This window comes from Burkholderia sp. 3C (assembly GCF_054589155.1).
In genome coordinates this window covers 132,130-147,317 of sequence record NZ_BAAILN010000159.1, presented here as the reverse complement: position 1 = coordinate 147,317, position 15,188 = coordinate 132,130, and the positions used below count along the sequence as shown (strand labels likewise).

General features: G+C 67.0%; 18 protein-coding genes and 1 other RNA gene. 12 read left to right on the top strand and 7 right to left on the bottom strand.

All coding sequences use genetic code 11. The annotated features are described in order from the left end of the window. Nucleotides 1–72 precede the first annotated feature (72 nt). Complete coding sequence (locus ACYP33_RS34715) at nucleotides 73–1,008, bottom strand: class II glutamine amidotransferase (protein ID WP_414443925.1); 936 nt, start codon at nucleotides 1,006–1,008, stop codon at nucleotides 73–75. A 203-nt stretch (nucleotides 1,009–1,211) separates the two neighbouring features. On the opposite strand from ACYP33_RS34715, the gene pyrC reads away from it, so the two are divergent. The 3 genes from pyrC to rnpB all read left to right on the top strand — a co-directional run bounded on the left by pyrC (nucleotide 1,212) and on the right by rnpB (nucleotide 3,672). Beyond that, nucleotides 1,212–2,282 carry a dihydroorotase gene (pyrC, locus tag ACYP33_RS34710; RefSeq protein WP_459625580.1) on the top strand — a complete coding sequence of 357 codons (1,071 nt, stop codon included), beginning with the start codon at nucleotides 1,212–1,214 and terminating at the stop codon, nucleotides 2,280–2,282. After that, entirely contained in the window at nucleotides 2,279–3,112 is an 834-nt protein-coding gene (locus ACYP33_RS34705; RefSeq protein ID WP_414450346.1) for a DUF3025 domain-containing protein, read from the top strand. The genes pyrC and ACYP33_RS34705 overlap by 4 nt, the downstream gene beginning before the upstream one ends. A 148-nt stretch (nucleotides 3,113–3,260) precedes the next feature. Then, nucleotides 3,261–3,672, top strand: an RNA gene (rnpB, locus tag ACYP33_RS34700) — RNase P RNA component class A. 79 nt (nucleotides 3,673–3,751) lie between these two features. On the opposite strand, the gene ACYP33_RS34695 is transcribed toward rnpB, so the two are convergent. Further along, nucleotides 3,752–4,174 carry an OsmC family protein gene (locus ACYP33_RS34695; RefSeq protein WP_414443927.1) on the bottom strand — a complete coding sequence of 141 codons (423 nt, stop codon included), beginning with the start codon at nucleotides 4,172–4,174 and terminating at the stop codon, nucleotides 3,752–3,754. A gap of 346 nt (nucleotides 4,175–4,520) precedes the next feature. Here ACYP33_RS34695 and ACYP33_RS34690 point away from each other — a divergent pair, with 346 nt between their 5' ends. The 4 genes from ACYP33_RS34690 (at nucleotide 4,521) to erpA (ending at nucleotide 6,226) form a co-directional block, all read left to right on the top strand. Then, nucleotides 4,521–4,823, top strand: a complete 303-nt coding sequence (locus tag ACYP33_RS34690; RefSeq protein WP_459625578.1) for a hypothetical protein — start codon at nucleotides 4,521–4,523, stop codon at nucleotides 4,821–4,823. Next, nucleotides 4,795–5,223 carry a 50S ribosomal protein L13 gene (gene rplM / locus ACYP33_RS34685; protein WP_414443929.1) on the top strand — a complete coding sequence of 143 codons (429 nt, stop codon included), beginning with the start codon at nucleotides 4,795–4,797 and terminating at the stop codon, nucleotides 5,221–5,223. The genes ACYP33_RS34690 and rplM overlap by 29 nt, the downstream gene beginning before the upstream one ends. Nucleotides 5,224–5,233: 10 nt before the next feature. Further along, nucleotides 5,234–5,626, top strand: coding sequence for a 30S ribosomal protein S9 (gene rpsI, locus ACYP33_RS34680; RefSeq protein WP_414443930.1), 393 nt, complete (start codon nucleotides 5,234–5,236; stop codon nucleotides 5,624–5,626). A 225-nt stretch (nucleotides 5,627–5,851) separates the two neighbouring features. Next, nucleotides 5,852–6,226, top strand: a complete 375-nt coding sequence (erpA, locus tag ACYP33_RS34675) for an iron-sulfur cluster insertion protein ErpA (protein WP_206129224.1) — start codon at nucleotides 5,852–5,854, stop codon at nucleotides 6,224–6,226. 134 nt (nucleotides 6,227–6,360) lie between these two features. Here the strand turns inward: erpA and ACYP33_RS34670 are convergent, their stop codons facing one another. Next, a complete protein-coding gene (locus ACYP33_RS34670; protein ID WP_459625577.1) occupies nucleotides 6,361–7,545 on the bottom strand; it encodes an anhydro-N-acetylmuramic acid kinase in 1,185 nt (394 codons plus the stop codon). A gap of 157 nt (nucleotides 7,546–7,702) precedes the next feature. Here ACYP33_RS34670 and tyrS point away from each other — a divergent pair, with 157 nt between their 5' ends. The 3 genes from tyrS to ACYP33_RS34655 are packed head-to-tail and all read left to right on the top strand — an operon-like array spanning nucleotide 7,703 to nucleotide 10,105. Next, nucleotides 7,703–8,944, top strand: a complete 1,242-nt coding sequence (gene tyrS, locus ACYP33_RS34665) for a tyrosine--tRNA ligase (RefSeq protein ID WP_414450344.1) — start codon at nucleotides 7,703–7,705, stop codon at nucleotides 8,942–8,944. Next, nucleotides 8,941–9,402: a D-aminoacyl-tRNA deacylase gene (dtd, locus tag ACYP33_RS34660; RefSeq protein WP_414443933.1), complete on the top strand. Its 462-nt coding sequence runs from the start codon at nucleotides 8,941–8,943 to the stop codon at nucleotides 9,400–9,402. The genes tyrS and dtd overlap by 4 nt, the downstream gene beginning before the upstream one ends. A gap of 40 nt (nucleotides 9,403–9,442) precedes the next feature. Further along, nucleotides 9,443–10,105 carry a histidine phosphatase family protein gene (locus tag ACYP33_RS34655; RefSeq protein WP_414443934.1) on the top strand — a complete coding sequence of 221 codons (663 nt, stop codon included), beginning with the start codon at nucleotides 9,443–9,445 and terminating at the stop codon, nucleotides 10,103–10,105. Between the two features lie 109 nt (nucleotides 10,106–10,214). On the opposite strand, the gene ACYP33_RS34650 is transcribed toward ACYP33_RS34655, so the two are convergent. The 4 genes from ACYP33_RS34650 to ruvA form a co-directional block, all read right to left on the bottom strand. Beyond that, on the bottom strand, nucleotides 10,215–11,300 hold the full coding sequence (locus tag ACYP33_RS34650) for a ParB/Srx family N-terminal domain-containing protein (protein ID WP_459625576.1): 1,086 nt from the start codon (nucleotides 11,298–11,300) through the stop codon (nucleotides 10,215–10,217). A 169-nt stretch (nucleotides 11,301–11,469) separates the two neighbouring features. Next, complete coding sequence (locus ACYP33_RS34645; RefSeq protein WP_459625575.1) at nucleotides 11,470–12,621, bottom strand: oxygenase MpaB family protein; 1,152 nt, start codon at nucleotides 12,619–12,621, stop codon at nucleotides 11,470–11,472. Between the two features lie 16 nt (nucleotides 12,622–12,637). Beyond that, nucleotides 12,638–13,684 (bottom strand): Holliday junction branch migration DNA helicase RuvB, encoded by a 1,047-nt coding sequence (gene ruvB, locus ACYP33_RS34640; RefSeq protein ID WP_414443936.1) that lies wholly within the window; start codon nucleotides 13,682–13,684, stop codon nucleotides 12,638–12,640. Nucleotides 13,685–13,805: 121 nt separating this feature from the next. Continuing rightward, entirely contained in the window at nucleotides 13,806–14,387 is a 582-nt protein-coding gene (ruvA, locus tag ACYP33_RS34635; protein ID WP_414450340.1) for a Holliday junction branch migration protein RuvA, read from the bottom strand. 139 nt (nucleotides 14,388–14,526) lie between these two features. Here ruvA and ACYP33_RS34630 point away from each other — a divergent pair, with 139 nt between their 5' ends. Both ACYP33_RS34630 and ACYP33_RS34625 read left to right on the top strand, forming a co-directional pair. Next, complete coding sequence (locus tag ACYP33_RS34630) at nucleotides 14,527–14,760, top strand: AbrB/MazE/SpoVT family DNA-binding domain-containing protein (RefSeq protein ID WP_459625574.1); 234 nt, start codon at nucleotides 14,527–14,529, stop codon at nucleotides 14,758–14,760. Continuing rightward, nucleotides 14,757–15,161 carry a type II toxin-antitoxin system VapC family toxin gene (locus ACYP33_RS34625; RefSeq protein WP_459625573.1) on the top strand — a complete coding sequence of 135 codons (405 nt, stop codon included), beginning with the start codon at nucleotides 14,757–14,759 and terminating at the stop codon, nucleotides 15,159–15,161. Before ACYP33_RS34630 ends, ACYP33_RS34625 begins: the two co-directional genes overlap by 4 nt. Nucleotides 15,162–15,188 lie beyond the last annotated feature (27 nt).

Sequence of the window (15,188 nt, the reverse complement as noted above, 5' to 3'; positions counted from 1 at the left end):
TTCCAATGAAAAACGCCCGGCATCGCGCCGGGCGTTTTTCATTGCAGCAGGGAATGTGTTGCGTGCGCCGCCTCAGAAATCGACGGGATCGTCGCCGGTGGCCATCGCAGCGGCTGCCGCGGCGAGCGTGGTGTCGCCGGCGGTGGCGGCGGTGCGGCGGCAGTTTTGCGAGGACGATGGATCGAGCGACGGATTGCGCAGCTTCTCGAGCACGATTTCGGGCACCTTCACGCGCGTTTGCGCGGCCACGTCGCCGCACTGGAACATCATCAGTTCGCCCGGCTCGAACGCGGTCCAGACTTCGTCGTCGGTCAGCGGCTGGGTGGCGATCACGGCGACGCGATCCTCGGGCGTGGTGTACTTCGCGAAATCGATCGAGAGATCCTCGTCGATCAGGTGCGCGGTGGAGAACGGCCAGCGGCGCACGAGATAGTGCAGCCGCGTCGAGCAGTGCGCGAACAGCGCCTGGCCGTTCGACAGCAGGAAGTTGAACACGCCGTAGGCGGTGATCGCCTCGGTCAGCTCGGCGAGCCGCTCGAACAGTTCGGGCAGCGGCGGCTGCGCGCCGGGGAACGTGTCGCGCAGGCCCTGCATCAGCATGCAGAACGCCTGTTCGCTGTCGGTCGTGCCGACCGGTTGATACACGCCGTCGCTCAGTTCGGGCGCATAGCCGGGCAGGTCGCCGTTATGCGCGAAGATCCAGTGGCGCCCCCACAGCTCGCGCATGAACGGATGGCTGTTCTCGAGCAGGATGGCGCCTTGCGTGGCCTTGCGGATATGGGCGATCGTGTTCTTCGACTTGATCGGATAGCGCTTCACCATTTCGGCGATCGGCGAGGTGGCCGACGACTGGTGATCGAGGAACAGGCGGCAGGCTTTATCTTCGAAGAAGGCGATGCCCCAACCGTCCGCGTGATGATCCGTCAGCCCGCCGCGGGCCGCGAAACCGGTAAACGAGAAGGTCACGTCCGTCGGCTCGGCGCAGTTCATTCCGAAGAGTTGGCACATAGATGTTGCGGCAGGTCTGGCGGGTAGGGACACCGGGCGGAACCGGTACAATAGTGGTTTCAAGCATACACCCAGCCCCGGGCGGCCAAAAGCGGAACCGCGCGCACACGACATCGTGTTGCGGTTTTCCGTCACTTGGCGCCGCGGGGCGCGGCTGCAGCAGCCATCTCGCTGCTGGTTGCCCGCCTTACCCCTACGACGCCATGACCGCCCAGAACGCCGCCTCCGCTCCCGTCTCCTCGCTGACTCTCGCCCGTCCCGACGATTGGCACCTTCACGTGCGCGACGGCGCGATGCTGGCGGCCGTGCTGCCGCACACCGCGCGCCAGTTCGGCCGCGCGATCATCATGCCGAACCTGAAGCCGCCCGTGACCACCACGGCGCAGGCCGAAGCCTATCGCGCGCGCATCCTGGCCGTGCTGCCGGCCGGCATGACGTTCGAGCCGCTGATGACGCTCTACCTGACCGACAACACGCCCGGCGACGAGATCCGCCGCGCCAAGGCGAGCGGCTTCGTGCACGGCGTGAAGCTGTATCCGGCCGGCGCCACCACCAATTCGGATGCGGGCGTGACCGACCTGCGCAAATGCGCGAGCGCGCTCGAGGCGATGCAGGACGTGGGCATGCCGCTGCTCGTGCACGGGGAGGTGACCAATGCCGATATCGATCTGTTCGATCGCGAGAAGGTCTTCATCGACCGCGTGATGACGCCGCTGCGCCGCGATTTCCCGGCGCTGAAGGTGGTGTTCGAGCACATCACCACCAAGGACGCGGCTGACTACGTGCGCGACGCCGATGCCGCACCGGGCACGCTCGGCGCGACGATCACGGCGCATCACCTGCTCTACAACCGCAACGCCATCTTTACCGGCGGGATTCGTCCGCATTACTACTGCCTGCCGGTGCTCAAGCGCGAGACGCACCGCGTCGCGCTGGTCGAAGCCGCCACCTCGGGCAACGCGCGCTTCTTCCTCGGCACCGACAGCGCGCCGCACGAGAAGGACGCGAAGGAAGCCGCCTGCGGCTGCGCGGGCTGCTATACGGCGCTGCATGCGCTCGAACTGTATGCCGAGGCGTTCGATCAGGTCGGCGCACTCGACAAGCTCGAAGGCTTCGCGAGCTTCTTCGGCGCCGATTTCTACGGCCTGCCGCGCGCCACCGACACCGTCACGCTGCTGCGTGACACCTGGCAACTGCCGGCCACGGTGGAAGCGGGCGACACCTCGGTGGTGCCGCTGCGCGGTGGCGAATCGATCGGCTGGCGTCTCGCGTGACATCGGCGGCCGGCGGCCCGCGCGCGGCCGGATTCGATTCGATCGACTGGGCCGCGCCGTGGCTCGCGCCGTTCGCGGCGCGCGGCCCGCGCTGGCAGGCCGCGGCGCTGGCCGGCGAAGCCGCCTGGCTCGCGGCGCTCGGCGATGACGCTACCGCGGCTGGCCTGACCACCGGGCGCGGCCATCCGCTGCATTTCATCGAGCAGGCCGGGCTGCCGGCCGGCGTCGCCTACGAAACGCAGATCGCCGCCACCGGCGGCGTGCCCACTCGCCACAATCTCCACGATTTCTTCAATGCGCTCGTCTGGTTCGCGTATCCGCGGATCAAGGCGGCGATCAACGCACGCCAGTCGGCCGCCATCGATGCGCTCGGCGTGGGCGGCGAGCGCGGCGGCGTGCGCGACGCGCTCACCTTGCTCGACGAGAACGGCGCGCTGTTCGTCACCGCCGATCCGGCGCTCGGCGCCGCGCTGCGCGACTTCGGCTGGCAGGCGCTGTTCGTCGAGAACCGCGCCGCCTGGGGGCGCGCCTGCGAATTGCGGCTGGTCGGGCATGCGTTGCTCGAAAAGCTCGTGCAGCCGTACAAGGCGTGCACGGCGCATGCGTGGATCGTCGAGGCGCCGCCGGCGTTCTTCGACTGGGACGAAGGCGCGCGGCGAGGCTGGCTCGATGCGCACGTGGCGGCCGGCTTCGACGCGCGGCTGCCGTCGAGCCGCGGGTTCGCGCCGCTGCCGGTGCTCGGTGTGCCGGGCTGGTGGCCGGCCAATGCCGATGCGGGCTTCTACGACGACGCGCAGGTGTTTCGCGCGGGGCGGCGGGCCGTGGCGTAATCCGGCGTGGCGTCGATCGATTGCGATTCGATCCCCGTTTGTTGGTCGGTCCCATTCCGATTCCATCTCGATTGCATCGATGCCCGCAGGCGGTTTCCGCGCCATGCGGCTCGCGGTGCGGCGGCGCGGATGCTAGAATCCGCGTCGCAAAGTGGGCCAGGCAGTCGCGGCCTGCGCGGTTTCGGCCGCGCGGGGCGAGGAAAGTCCGGACTCCGCCAGGGCAGGGTGATGGCTAACGGCCATCCGTGGCGACACGCGGAACAGGGCAACAGAGAACAGACCGCCGATGGCCCGGCGCAAGCCGGGATCAGGTAAGGGTGAAACGGTGCGGTAAGAGCGCACCGCGGCTGCGGCGACGTACGCCGGCACGGTAACCTCCACCCGGAGCAATTCCAAGTAGGCAGGCGCGCATCTTCGAGATGCAGGACGGTGCCCCCGTCTCGTCTGCGGGTAGGAAGCTTGAGCGCGTCAGCAATGGCGCGCCTAGAGGAATGGCTGCCACGTCGTGCGCGTCCTGCGCGCACGACGCACAGAATCCGGCTTATCGGCCCGCTTTGCCCCGATTCAAGCAAAAAGGCCGGCGCCCCCGAAGGGTGCCGGCCTTTTTTCATGGGCGCTCGCCGCGCCCGAAAGCCTGCCTCAACCGGCGACGATATCGAAACCGTGCGTCAGTTCGGCCGTCTTGGCGATCATGATCGAGGCCGAGCAGTATTTGTCGTGCGACAGGTTGATCGCGCGCTCGACCGTGGCCGGGTTCAGGTTGCGGCCCGTGACGGTGAAGTGGAAGTGGATCTTGGTGAACACCTTCGGATCCTCGCTGGCGCGTTCGGCCTTCAGCGTGACCGAGCAGCCCGTCACTTCCTGGCGGCTTTTCTTCAGGATCAGCACGACGTCGTATGCGGTGCAGCCGCCGGTGCCGAGCAACACCATTTCCATCGGGCGGGCGGCGAGGTTGTGGCCGCCGCCTTCCGGCGCGCCATCCATCGTCACGAGGTGGCCGCTGCCCGTCTCGGCGACGAACGCCATGCCTTCCTGGCCCATCCAGCTAACTTTGCATTCCATGCGTGTGCTCCCGTCTTTCCGGCTTCGATTGCGAACCGGCATTGTAGCCCGCGTGGCAACTGTCGGCTGATGCAGTGCGGGAATGGAAAGAATCGGAGGAGATGGTCGCGCGTGCGGCCGCTCCACCAGGGTGCCGGGACGGGCAAGTTGCCGCGCGTTCCGGGGCTTTCATGCCCGGCAGATAGCGGCTAAGTGACTGATTTCAATGGGGCCGAGCGGCAGCCGACGCATCGATATGGAAATTTCGCATGATGGTATATGTTTTTACCATATGGATTGACTTGAATTTCAGCGACGGGCTTCCTATCATTCAGACCATTGATTGCCGCGCTGCGGCAATCCCCTTATGTCTCCTCCACCCTTCTCCAAAGGTGGATTCAGCCCGAACGACGGTTCGGGCTTTTTTTCGTGGATCGCGGCGCACCGCCTGCCGATCGCTCAGGGCTGCGTCGACAATCGTCGATTTGTTTGTCCGCTTGCCAAAATTTCCTTTATAATTCTCGGTTTTCCGCATTCATGCCCGCGGAGAAGAATCAGGGAGAGCCTGCACAGCGCCCAGAGCGCAACCAAATCCAAGCAGGAAAAAAACAAGGGCAGCAGTCATTATTTTTGGATCGATCATGAAGACGTTTTCCGCAAAAGCCCATGAGGTGACGCGCGAATGGTACGTGATTGACGCGACGGATAAGGTTCTCGGCCGTGTTGCCAGCGAAGTGGCACGCCGTCTGCGCGGCAAGCACAAGCCTGAGTTCACTCCGCACGTCGACACCGGTGATTTCATCATCGTCATCAACGCGAGCAAGTTGAAAGTCACGGGCAACAAGACGCTGGACAAGAAGTACTACCGCCACTCGGGCTACCCGGGCGGTATCTATGAAACGACGTTCGGCAAGATGCAAGAACGCTTCCCGGGCCGTGCGCTCGAGAAGGCGGTCAAGGGCATGCTGCCCAAGGGCCCGCTCGGTTACGCGATGATCAAGAAGCTCAAGGTCTACGCAGAAGCGACGCATCCGCACTCGGCCCAACAGCCGCAGGCGCTCGAGTTCTAAGGAGACCCACATGATCGGTAACTGGAATTACGGTACGGGCCGCCGCAAGAGCGCCGTTGCACGTGTCTTCATCAAGGCAGGCAAGGGCGACATCATTGTCAACGGCAAGCCCATCGCCGACTACTTCTCGCGCGAAACGTCGCTGATGATCGTGCGCCAACCGCTGGAGCTCACGAGCCACGGCCAAACGTTCGACATCAAGGTGAACGTGACGGGCGGCGGCGAAACGGGTCAGGCAGGCGCAGTGCGTCACGGCATCACCCGCGCGCTGATCGACTACGATGCAACGCTCAAGCCGCAACTGTCGACCGCCGGCTTCGTGACGCGCGATGCGCGTGAAGTCGAGCGTAAGAAGATGGGTCTGCGCAAGGCACGTCGCGCAAAGCAGTTCTCGAAGCGTTAAGCGCTTCCGGCTCGTCGCCCTCGGGCGATGCCGCCGACGAAAACCGCCAGTCCTCGACTGGCGGTTTTTTTATGCGCGCTTCGATTCCCGTGGAATCGGGGCGCGACCCGTATCGATCCGATCCCGCCGGTGCGCGATGCGCATGTCCCGCTTGATTTCGTGGACTTCGGCACGATCTTCGGAACAGCCCTACAATAGCGGCTAGTGCTTTTTGGAGAGTTCGTCATGAACGCTGTCACTGAATCCGCGGTAAGCACCGCCACCGAAATGCCGACCCCGTTCGTCTTCACCGACTCGGCGGCCGACAAAGTCAAGCAACTGATCGACGAAGAAGGCAATCCCGAACTGAAGCTGCGCGTGTTCGTGCAAGGCGGCGGCTGCTCGGGCTTCCAGTACGGCTTCACGTTCGACGAAGAAGTCAACGAAGACGACTCCGTGCTGGTCAAGAACGGCGTCCAACTGCTGGTCGATTCGATGAGCTACCAGTACCTGGTCGGCGCAGAAATCGACTACAAGGACGACCTGAACGGCGCGCAGTTCGTGATCAAGAACCCGAACGCCACGACCACCTGCGGTTGCGGCTCGTCGTTCTCGGTCTGAGCGCCTAGGCGTTTCAGCGGGCGCCCGATTGGGGCGCTTGCCGTTGGTGCCATGAAAAACCCCCACGCGTGCGTGGGGGTTTTGTCGTTTCCGGCGTTTCGAGTGCGCGGGCTGCCTGAAGCGCTGCCCCCGATTCAGCGCGGATACAACGCGCCGAGCACGCGCTCGCCGGCCGCGCCCGTCACGCCGGCGATGTTGCCGGGTTCGCGGGCCGTGAAGCGCCACGCGAGCCAGGCGAACGCGATCGCCTCGACCTGCTGCGGCGGCACGCCGAGCGCGGCCGTGGTGTCGACGGCCGCTGCCACGCCGGCCTTGGCCAGCGCGTCGGCAAGCGCCTGCATCAACGCCGGATTGCGGGCGCCGCCGCCGCAGACATAAACATCGCGGCAATCCGGTGCATGTCGGCCGATTTCGCGCGCGATCGTCACGGCCGTGAGCGTGGTCAGCGTGGCCTGCACGTCCTCGGGCGAGACTTGCGCGAACGCCTGCAGCCGCGCGTGCAGCCAATCGGGATTGAACAGGTCGCGGCCGGTGCTTTTCGGCGGCGGCAGGTCGAAATACGGCTCGGCGAGCAGGGCCGCCAGCAGCGCGGTGTCGACCGTGCCGCGCGCGGCGAACTGGCCGCCCTCGTCGAACGGCTTGCCGAGATGGCGCAGCGCCCAGGCATCGAGCAGCGCGTTGGCCGGGCCGCAGTCGAAGCCGCGCACGCCGGCGCCATGATGCGCGCCCTCGGCCGGCAGGATCGTGATGTTGCTGATGCCGCCGAGGTTGCAGACCACCCGCGTTTCGTCGGCCGCGCCGAACACGGTGGCGTGAAACGCCGGCGCGAGCGGCGCGCCCTGGCCGCCGGCCGCGATGTCGCGGCTGCGGAAATCGGCGATCACGTCCACGCGCGTCAACTCGGCGAGCAGCGCCGGGTTGTTGATCTGGCGTGTGTAACCGCGCTCGGGACGGTGGCGCACCGTCTGGCCGTGCACGCCGATCGCGCGCACCGCATCGGGCGAGAGATGCGCGGCGCGCTGCAATTCGTGGCAGCACACCGCGTAGCGCGTGGCCAGCGCGTTGGCGGCCAGCGATTCGCGTTCGATCTCGTTGTCGCCGGGCTGCTGCAGCGCGAACAGCGCCTCGCGCAGCGCACCGTCGAAGCCGACGAAGGCCTCGGCCAGCACCTCGGGCGCCGAGCCGGCCTGAAAGCGCACGGCGATGCCGTCGCAGCCGTCCATGCTGGTGCCCGACATCAGGCCGAAGTAGACGCCATCGGCCGGATCGGCGTCGTGCGTGCCGGCGCGCTGGCCGGACTGCGTGGGATTGGGCGCCACGGTTTCGCTCCTGTTCTGTCGTCGCGCACGCGGGCAACATGCCCGCGCCGCGGTGCCCCGATTATCCGCGCAAGCCGCCGCGCCGTTAAGCGATACCGGTCCGCCCGCGAGTTATGGGAAAATCCTTCTTTTTTCGACTTTCCTCTTTCTTGCACCGATGAGCCACGATCCCCAAACGAAGCCCGCGCTCCCGATCACCGACGGCGTGCGCGAAGCGCTCGCGATCACGAAACGCGGCGTCGACGAACTGCTGATCGAGGACGAGTTCGCGCAGAAGCTCGCGCGCAGCGAAGCCAGCGGCACGCCGCTGCGAATCAAGCTGGGCCTCGATCCGACCGCCCCCGACATCCACATCGGCCACACCGTGGTGCTGAACAAGATGCGTCAGCTCCAGGATCTCGGCCACACGGTGATCTTCCTGATCGGCGATTTCACGTCGCTGATCGGCGATCCGTCGGGCCGCAACGCCACGCGTCCGCCGCTCACGCGCGAGCAGATCGAGCACAACGCGAAGACCTACTTCGAGCAGGCCGCGCTGGTGCTCGACCGCGAAAAAACCGAAATTCGCTACAACAGCGAATGGTGCCTGCCGCTCGGCTCGGACGGCCTGATCAAGCTGGCATCGCGCTACACGGTCGCGCGCATGATCGAGCGCGAGGATTTCACCAAGCGCTTCCAAGGTGGCGTGCCGATCTCGATCCATGAATTCCTGTACCCGCTGATGCAGGGCTACGATTCGGTCGCGCTCAACGCGGACCTGGAGCTCGGCGGCACCGACCAGAAGTTCAACCTGCTGGTCGGTCGCGAACTGCAGAAGCAATACGGCCAGGAACAGCAGTGCATTTTGACGATGCCGCTGCTCGAAGGCCTCGACGGCGTCGAGAAGATGTCGAAGTCGAAGCACAACTACATCGGCATCAGCGAGAAGCCCAACGACATGTTCGGCAAGCTGATGAGCATTTCCGACGTGCTGATGTGGCGTTACTTCGAACTGCTGTCGTTCCGTCCGTTGGGCGAGATCGAGAAGTTCAAGGCCGAGATCGAGGGCGGCCGCAACCCGCGCGATTTCAAGGTGCTGCTCGCGCAGGAAATCGTCGCGCGCTTCCACTCGCAGGCCGATGCCGAACGCGCGCTGGAAGATTTCAACCACCGCGCCAAGGGCGGTGTGCCCGACGACATTCCGTCGGTCGTGCTGACCGGTGCGCCGCTCGCGATCGGCCAGTTGCTCAAGCAGGCCGGCCTCGTGCCGTCCACCAGCGAAGCGCTGCGCAACATCGAGCAGGGCGGCGTGAAGATCGACGGCGCCACCGTGTCCGACAAGGGCGTGAAGATCGAAGCCGGCGAATACGTCGTGCAGGTCGGCAAGCGCCGCTTCGCGCGCGTGACGCTCGGCGCATGATCGCGCTGATCCAGCGCGTGAAGCGCGCCGACGTGCGGGTGGGCGAGCGCGTCACCGGCGAAATCGGCGCGGGCCTGCTCGCGCTGGTGTGCGCCGAGCGCGGCGACACCGAGGCGGTGGCCGACAAGCTGCTCGCCAAGGTGCTCGGCTACCGCGTGTTCAGCGATGCGGCCGGCAAGATGAACCTGCCCGTCACCAACCTCGACGGCGAAGGCCGCGCCGGCGGCCTGCTGCTGGTCTCGCAGTTCACGCTGGCGGCCGACACGCAAAGCGGGATGCGGCCGAGCTTCACGCCGGCCGCGCCGCCCGATGAAGGCGCCCGGCTGTTCTCCCATTTCGTCGATGCGGCACGCGCGCGCCATCCGGTCGTCGAGACCGGCGAGTTCGGCGCGGACATGCAGGTATCGCTCGTCAACGATGGGCCCGTCACGTTCTGGCTGCAGGTGCGTCCGTCGTGATGCCGTGCGGCCGCCGGCCCTTCTCTCGCTTCGCCACACGATGACCACCACGCAAATCCTCTTCATTCGCCACGGCGAAACCCCGTGGAACCGCATCAAGCGCATCCAGGGCCATATCGACATTCCGCTCGCGGAAAGCGGCGTCGAGCAGGCGGCGCAACTGGCCGAACGGCTCGCGCGCGAGGCCCGCGAAGGCCAGCGGCTCGACGCGATCTATTCGAGCGACCTGCAACGCGCGCGCCAGACGGCGCAGCCGTTCGCCGACGCACTCGGCTTGCCGGTGGTGCTGAACGAAGGGCTGCGCGAGCGCAACTACGGTGCGTTCCAGGGCCACGACAGCGCCGAGATCGCCGAGAAGTTTCCCGATGCCCATGCCCAATGGCAGACGCGCGACCCCGGTTTCGAGCCGGCCGGCGGCGAATCGCAGCGCGCGTTCTACCACCGCGTGCTGCATGCGCTCGAACCGATCGTGGCGGCGCATCCGGGCGGCCGGATCGCCGTGGTGGCGCATGGCGGCGTGCTCGATTGCGTCTATCGGTGGGCGATTTCGCTGCCGCTCGACGCGCCGCGCCAGTACGCGCTGCTGAACACCAGCATCAACGTGGTGGAGTTCGACGGCAACGCGCCGCGCATCGTCCGTTGGGCCGATGTCGATCATCTCGGTGGCGAGAGCGAGGACGACGGCTATCGCAAGGTGATGTAACGCCGTGCCCGCCAGCCCAGAAAAAAGCCTCGCATTCGCGAGGCTTTTTTTTCGCCGCCTCGCTCGTGCGGGCGGCGTCATGGTGCGTTGGCCGGCGGGCCGAGACGGCTTACTGGATGTTGTGGCGCGACTTGTAGTCGAGTGCGTAGGCGAGCTTGCCCGGCTTCGAGGCGGTGATCGCCGCGCTGAGATCGCCGAAATTGCCCTTCGTATAGGCCTTGCCGATATTGATCTGGGCGAGGCGGCCGAGTTCGGCGCCCGTCTTGCCGTCGATCACCGGATCGGTGGTGGCGACCATCTTCATCGACGCGTTCCAGGTGGCGTTCAGGTAGCCGGTATCGGCCGTGGCCGGATCGGGGCTGACCGTGCCGAGCTTGGTCAGCGTGTAGCCCGACAGCGGGAAGTTGGCGCGCAGCCAGTCGGCCCAGAAGAATTCCAGGAAGTCGGTCGACGGCGTCGGTTTGCTGTAGCCGATGTCGCGCGTGAAGTAGACGAGCGAGCGGTAGACATCGTTCTGCATGCCGTGCGTCAGGCCGAGTGCGGTGGGCAGCTTGTCCGGCGTGATGGCCGCGCCGTTGGCGTCCTTCAGGCGCGTGAAGCCGCCGGTCTGCATCATCGACCAGAACGTGCTGCCGGCGTAGCTGCTGAAGTTCGCCTTGACCAGCACGTGGACGTGCAGCGCGGGGCCGCCGTCGGTCGTTTCGTAGTAGGTCGACAGGCCGTGGTGGCCGTCGGTCAGGTAGAGCGTGCTGCCGTTCGGGCCGATCACGACCGGGTTCAGCACGGTGGTGTCGCGCTTGGTCGGGTCGGTGGTGGTGCAGGTGTAGGTGGTGGCGTCGGTCAGCTTCGAGGTGGGGGTCGAGCTGCCCGAGACGAGGCCGCCGAGGCCTTCGTCGGCGCAGAAGTCGTCGAACTTCTTGGTCGGATCGAGTTCGTAGCGGCCGAGCTTGTAATAGATCTGGTCGTAGCCGAGCGCGTCCTGGCTCGGGTGCAGGTCGCTCAGCGCGACGTCGAGGATGTCGCCGGGCACGGCCGCGGCCCATTTGCCCGGGGCGGTCGTGGGCGTCGAGGAAGCCGGCGCCGGCGAGGTGGCGAGCGAGGACGAGGCCAACGTGCCGTCGCCACCGCACGCGGCAAGCGCGATCAGCGACGAGAACGAGGCGGCCAGCGCGATTCGGTGGAGCGAAGGAATCATCGGGGTAGCAATCGGTAAGAGTTGGAAGGCAGATGCAAGAAAAGGCGCAAGCTTGCCGACGGGATGTGACAGCGATTTGAAATATGACAAATCGATGAGGCGGGCGAGGCGGTGGAGCGGCGGTGTCTGGCCGTGAAAGCGAGGGCGGTCGGGCGTTGAACGAGCGGCGTTATTCGTCGACGGCCGGGGTGCGGTGCGGGGCGGATTGAGGGGCTACGGTCGTGCGAGGTGGTTCGGTTTGCTGGCGCGGCGGCGCGGATTCGGCTGTTGCGGGCGCTGTCGGTGCCGACTTCGGCGCTGATACTGACTCCGATGCCGATGCCGATGCCGGGGCAGATGCCGGGGCCGATGCCGGGGCCGATGCCGGGGCCGGGGCCGCCGCGGCCCGGCGCCGCGAACGCTTCGACGCACCGTTGACGAGCGCCCAGCGCATCACCGGCCCCATGAGCCGCACGCCGGGGATGGCAACCATTCGCCGCATCGGTGCGAGGGCCGCGAGGCCGAGCTGCTGTTGCGCCCAGTCGGGCAGCAGATCCACGCCCGCGTGGAACAGCATGGCGGACGCCGGGCGCATCACCGCGCGCGGCACCGGCGCCTCGCGCAGCACGCGGATCACTTCATGGGTGCGCTCGCTGGCCACCAGCTCGCCGCGCATCCGTTCGAGATAGGCGGCGATTTCCGCGCGCGAACACGGCACGTCGGCCGCCCCGAGCATCACGGCGATGCGCGAGGTTTCGGCGTAGTAGCGGTCCTGCTCCTCACCGGTGAGCGCCGGATTCACGTAACGCAGGTATCCGGCCAGGAAGCTCGACACCTCGGCCACATGCACCCAGGTCAGCAGCGCGGGATCGCTGGCGCGGTAGGGCCGGCCGTCGGGGGCGGTGCCGGTCACGCCGTCGTGAATGGTCTTGACGCGCTCGATCAGGTGCAGCGCATCGGCGCGGCTCGCGAACGTGGTGCCGGCCACGAACGTGGCGGTGCGGCGCAGCCGGCCGAGAATGTCGGTACGAAACGAGGAGTGATCCCAGACGCCCGCCAGCGCGAGCGGATGCAGCGCCTGCAACAGCAGCGCGGCGATGCCGCCCGCCATCATCGAGGTGAAATCGGCGTGCACCCGCCAGCACACGGCGTCGGGGCCGAACAGGCCGGGGTCGCCCGGCGGCGACGAATAATCGATCGACGGCCCGCCGCCGCCCGAGGTCAGCATCGTGACGCCGGCCGCGAGCCGCGCGCGCAGCAACCCGGCGAGGCCGCCGGACGAAGGCGCGGCCTGCGCGGAAGGCGCCTGCTTGCGATCCCGATCCGGTGGTGGCCGCGACATGGCTGGGTGCCGCGAGCTAGCGCGGCGTGGTGTCGTTGCCCGACTCGGGCACCGGCAGGCCGAAGTGGCGGTAGGTCAGCAGCGTGGCGACGCGCCCGCGCGGCGTGCGTTGAAGGAAGCCCTGCTGGATCAGGTAAGGCTCGAGCACGTCCTCGATGGTGTCGCGCTCCTCGCCGATCGCGGCGGCGAGGTTGTCGACGCCGACCGGGCCGCCGTCGAACTTGTGCAGGATCGCTTCGAGCAGCTTGCGGTCCATCACGTCGAAGCCGACCGGATCGACATCGAGCATCGCCAGCGCCGCATCGGCCACCTCGGCGGTGATCGCGCCGTCGGCCTTCACCTCGGCGTAATCGCGCACGCGGCGCAGCAGGCGGTTGGCGACCCGCGGCGTGCCGCGCGAGCGCCGCGCGATCTCGAACGCGCCGTTCGGATCGATGCGCGCATTGAGCAGCGAGGCCGAGCGCTGGACGATCCGCGACAACTGGCCCGCATCGTAGAACTCGAGCCGCGCGACGATCCCGAAGCGGTCGCGCAGCGGGTTGGTCAGCATGCCGGCGCGGGTGGTGGCGCCGACCAGCGTGAACGGCTGCAGATCGAGCTTGACGCTGCGCGCGGCGGGCCCCTCGCCGATCATGATGTCGATCTGGTAATCCTCGAGCGCCGGATACAGGATTTCCTCGACGACCGGCGAGAGCCGGTGGATTTCGTCGATGAACAGCACGTCGTTCGCTTCGAGGTTGGTCAGCAGCGCGGCGAGATCGCCCGGGCGTTCCAGCACCGGGCCGGAGGTTTGCCGCAGGTTCACGCCCATCTCGCGCGCGATGATGTGCGCGAGCGTGGTCTTGCCGAGGCCCGGCGGCCCGAACAGCAGCACGTGATCGAGCGCTTCGGCGCGGCGCTTGGCGGCTTCGATGAAGATTTCGAGCTGGCCGCGCACCTTTTCCTGGCCGACGTATTCGTCAAGCTGGCGCGGCCGCAGCGCACGTTCGAACGCCTCCTCGTGCGACGAGGCGGGCGTGGCGGCGATGATGCGCTCGCCGGCGAGTTTGTCGGTTTCGATCATGCGCGCATTGTACCGCGCGGCCCCGCGCCGAAGAATCGGCCGAACGGCCGACTCGCGCGGCCGGGCGCGGCATGAGATCGTGGTGGTGCCAGGCCGGCCACGGGCTGCCGCCGGCCGGTGATCAGGCCTTCGAGAGCGCCTTCAGCGAGATCTTGATGCCCTCGGACACGCCGGTGCCGGCCGGCACGTTCTTGATCGCGGCCAGCGCTTCCTTCTCGGAATAGCCGAGCGAGATCAGCGCGTTGAGGATGTCCGCGGCGTGGTCCGATTGCGAGGCCTGGCCGGCCAGTTCGCCGAGGTCCGCGCCGAGCTTGCCCTTCAGTTCGAGCAGCAGGCGTTCGGCGGTTTTCTTGCCGATGCCGGGCAGGCGCGTGAGGCGCGCGGTGTCCTGCATCGTCACGACCTGCGAGAGCTCCTGCACGCTCATGCCGGACAGCACCGCGAGCGCCATGCGCGCGCCGATGCCGGTGATCTTCAGCAGCTCGCGGAACGTGGTGCGTTCCTGCGGCGTGAGGAAGCCGTACAGCAGGTGGGCATCCTCGCGCACGATCATCTGCGTGAGCAGCACCACGCGCTCGCCCGTGTTCGGCAGGTTGTAGAACGTGCTCATCGGCACGTCGAGCTCGTAGCCGACGCCGTTGCAGTCGACCAGCAGGTGGGGTGGGTTTTTTTCGAGGAGGGTGCCGGCAATGCGACCGATCATGGCGAGGACAACGAAGGACCGAAAGCGCGAGTGTAGCGCACGCCACGCCGTGCGACGCGAACCGGCCGACATCGTGTCGCTTGTCGCTCCGGAGTTGAAGTATTACGCTCTCGATTTCAGGTATTACTCGGGAGCGACGATGTCGACGATGACCGTGAAGGGGCAGGTGACGATTCCGAAGGCCGTGCGCGAGCGCCTCGGCCTCGTGCCGGGCATGGAGGTGGATTTTCGGATGGAGAGCGATGGCCGCGTGACGGTGCAGCGGGCGGACGGCGGCGCGCCGGCCTCGCGTTTTGCCGAGCTGCGCGGCTCGCTCGAGGCGCCGATGAGCACCGACGAGATCCTCGCCCTCACGCGAGGCGACGACGCATGATCTTCGTCGACACCAACGTGCTGCTCGATCTGGCGACCGACGATCCGGTCTGGGCCGGCTGGTCCCAGCATCAGCTCGAAGCCGCTTCGCTGCACGGGCCGCTGTCGATCAACGAGGTCGTTTATGCGGAACTTGGCGTGGGGTATGCGCGCATCGAGGCGCTCGATGCGTTCGTGGCGAGGGCCGGGCTGCGCATCGAACCGATGCCGCGTGCCGCGCTGTTCCTGGCCGGCAAGGCGTTCGGGCGATACCGGCGCACGGCCGGCGCGAAGGTCGGCGTGCTGCCCGATTTTTTCATCGGTGCCCACGCCAGCGTGCTCGGCGTGCAACTGCTGACGCGGGATATCGGCCGCTATCGCACCTATTTCCCGAAGCTCGCGCTGATCGCGCCGCAGGCGTGAAGTGTGAGAGGGAAGCGCAGGCGCCCG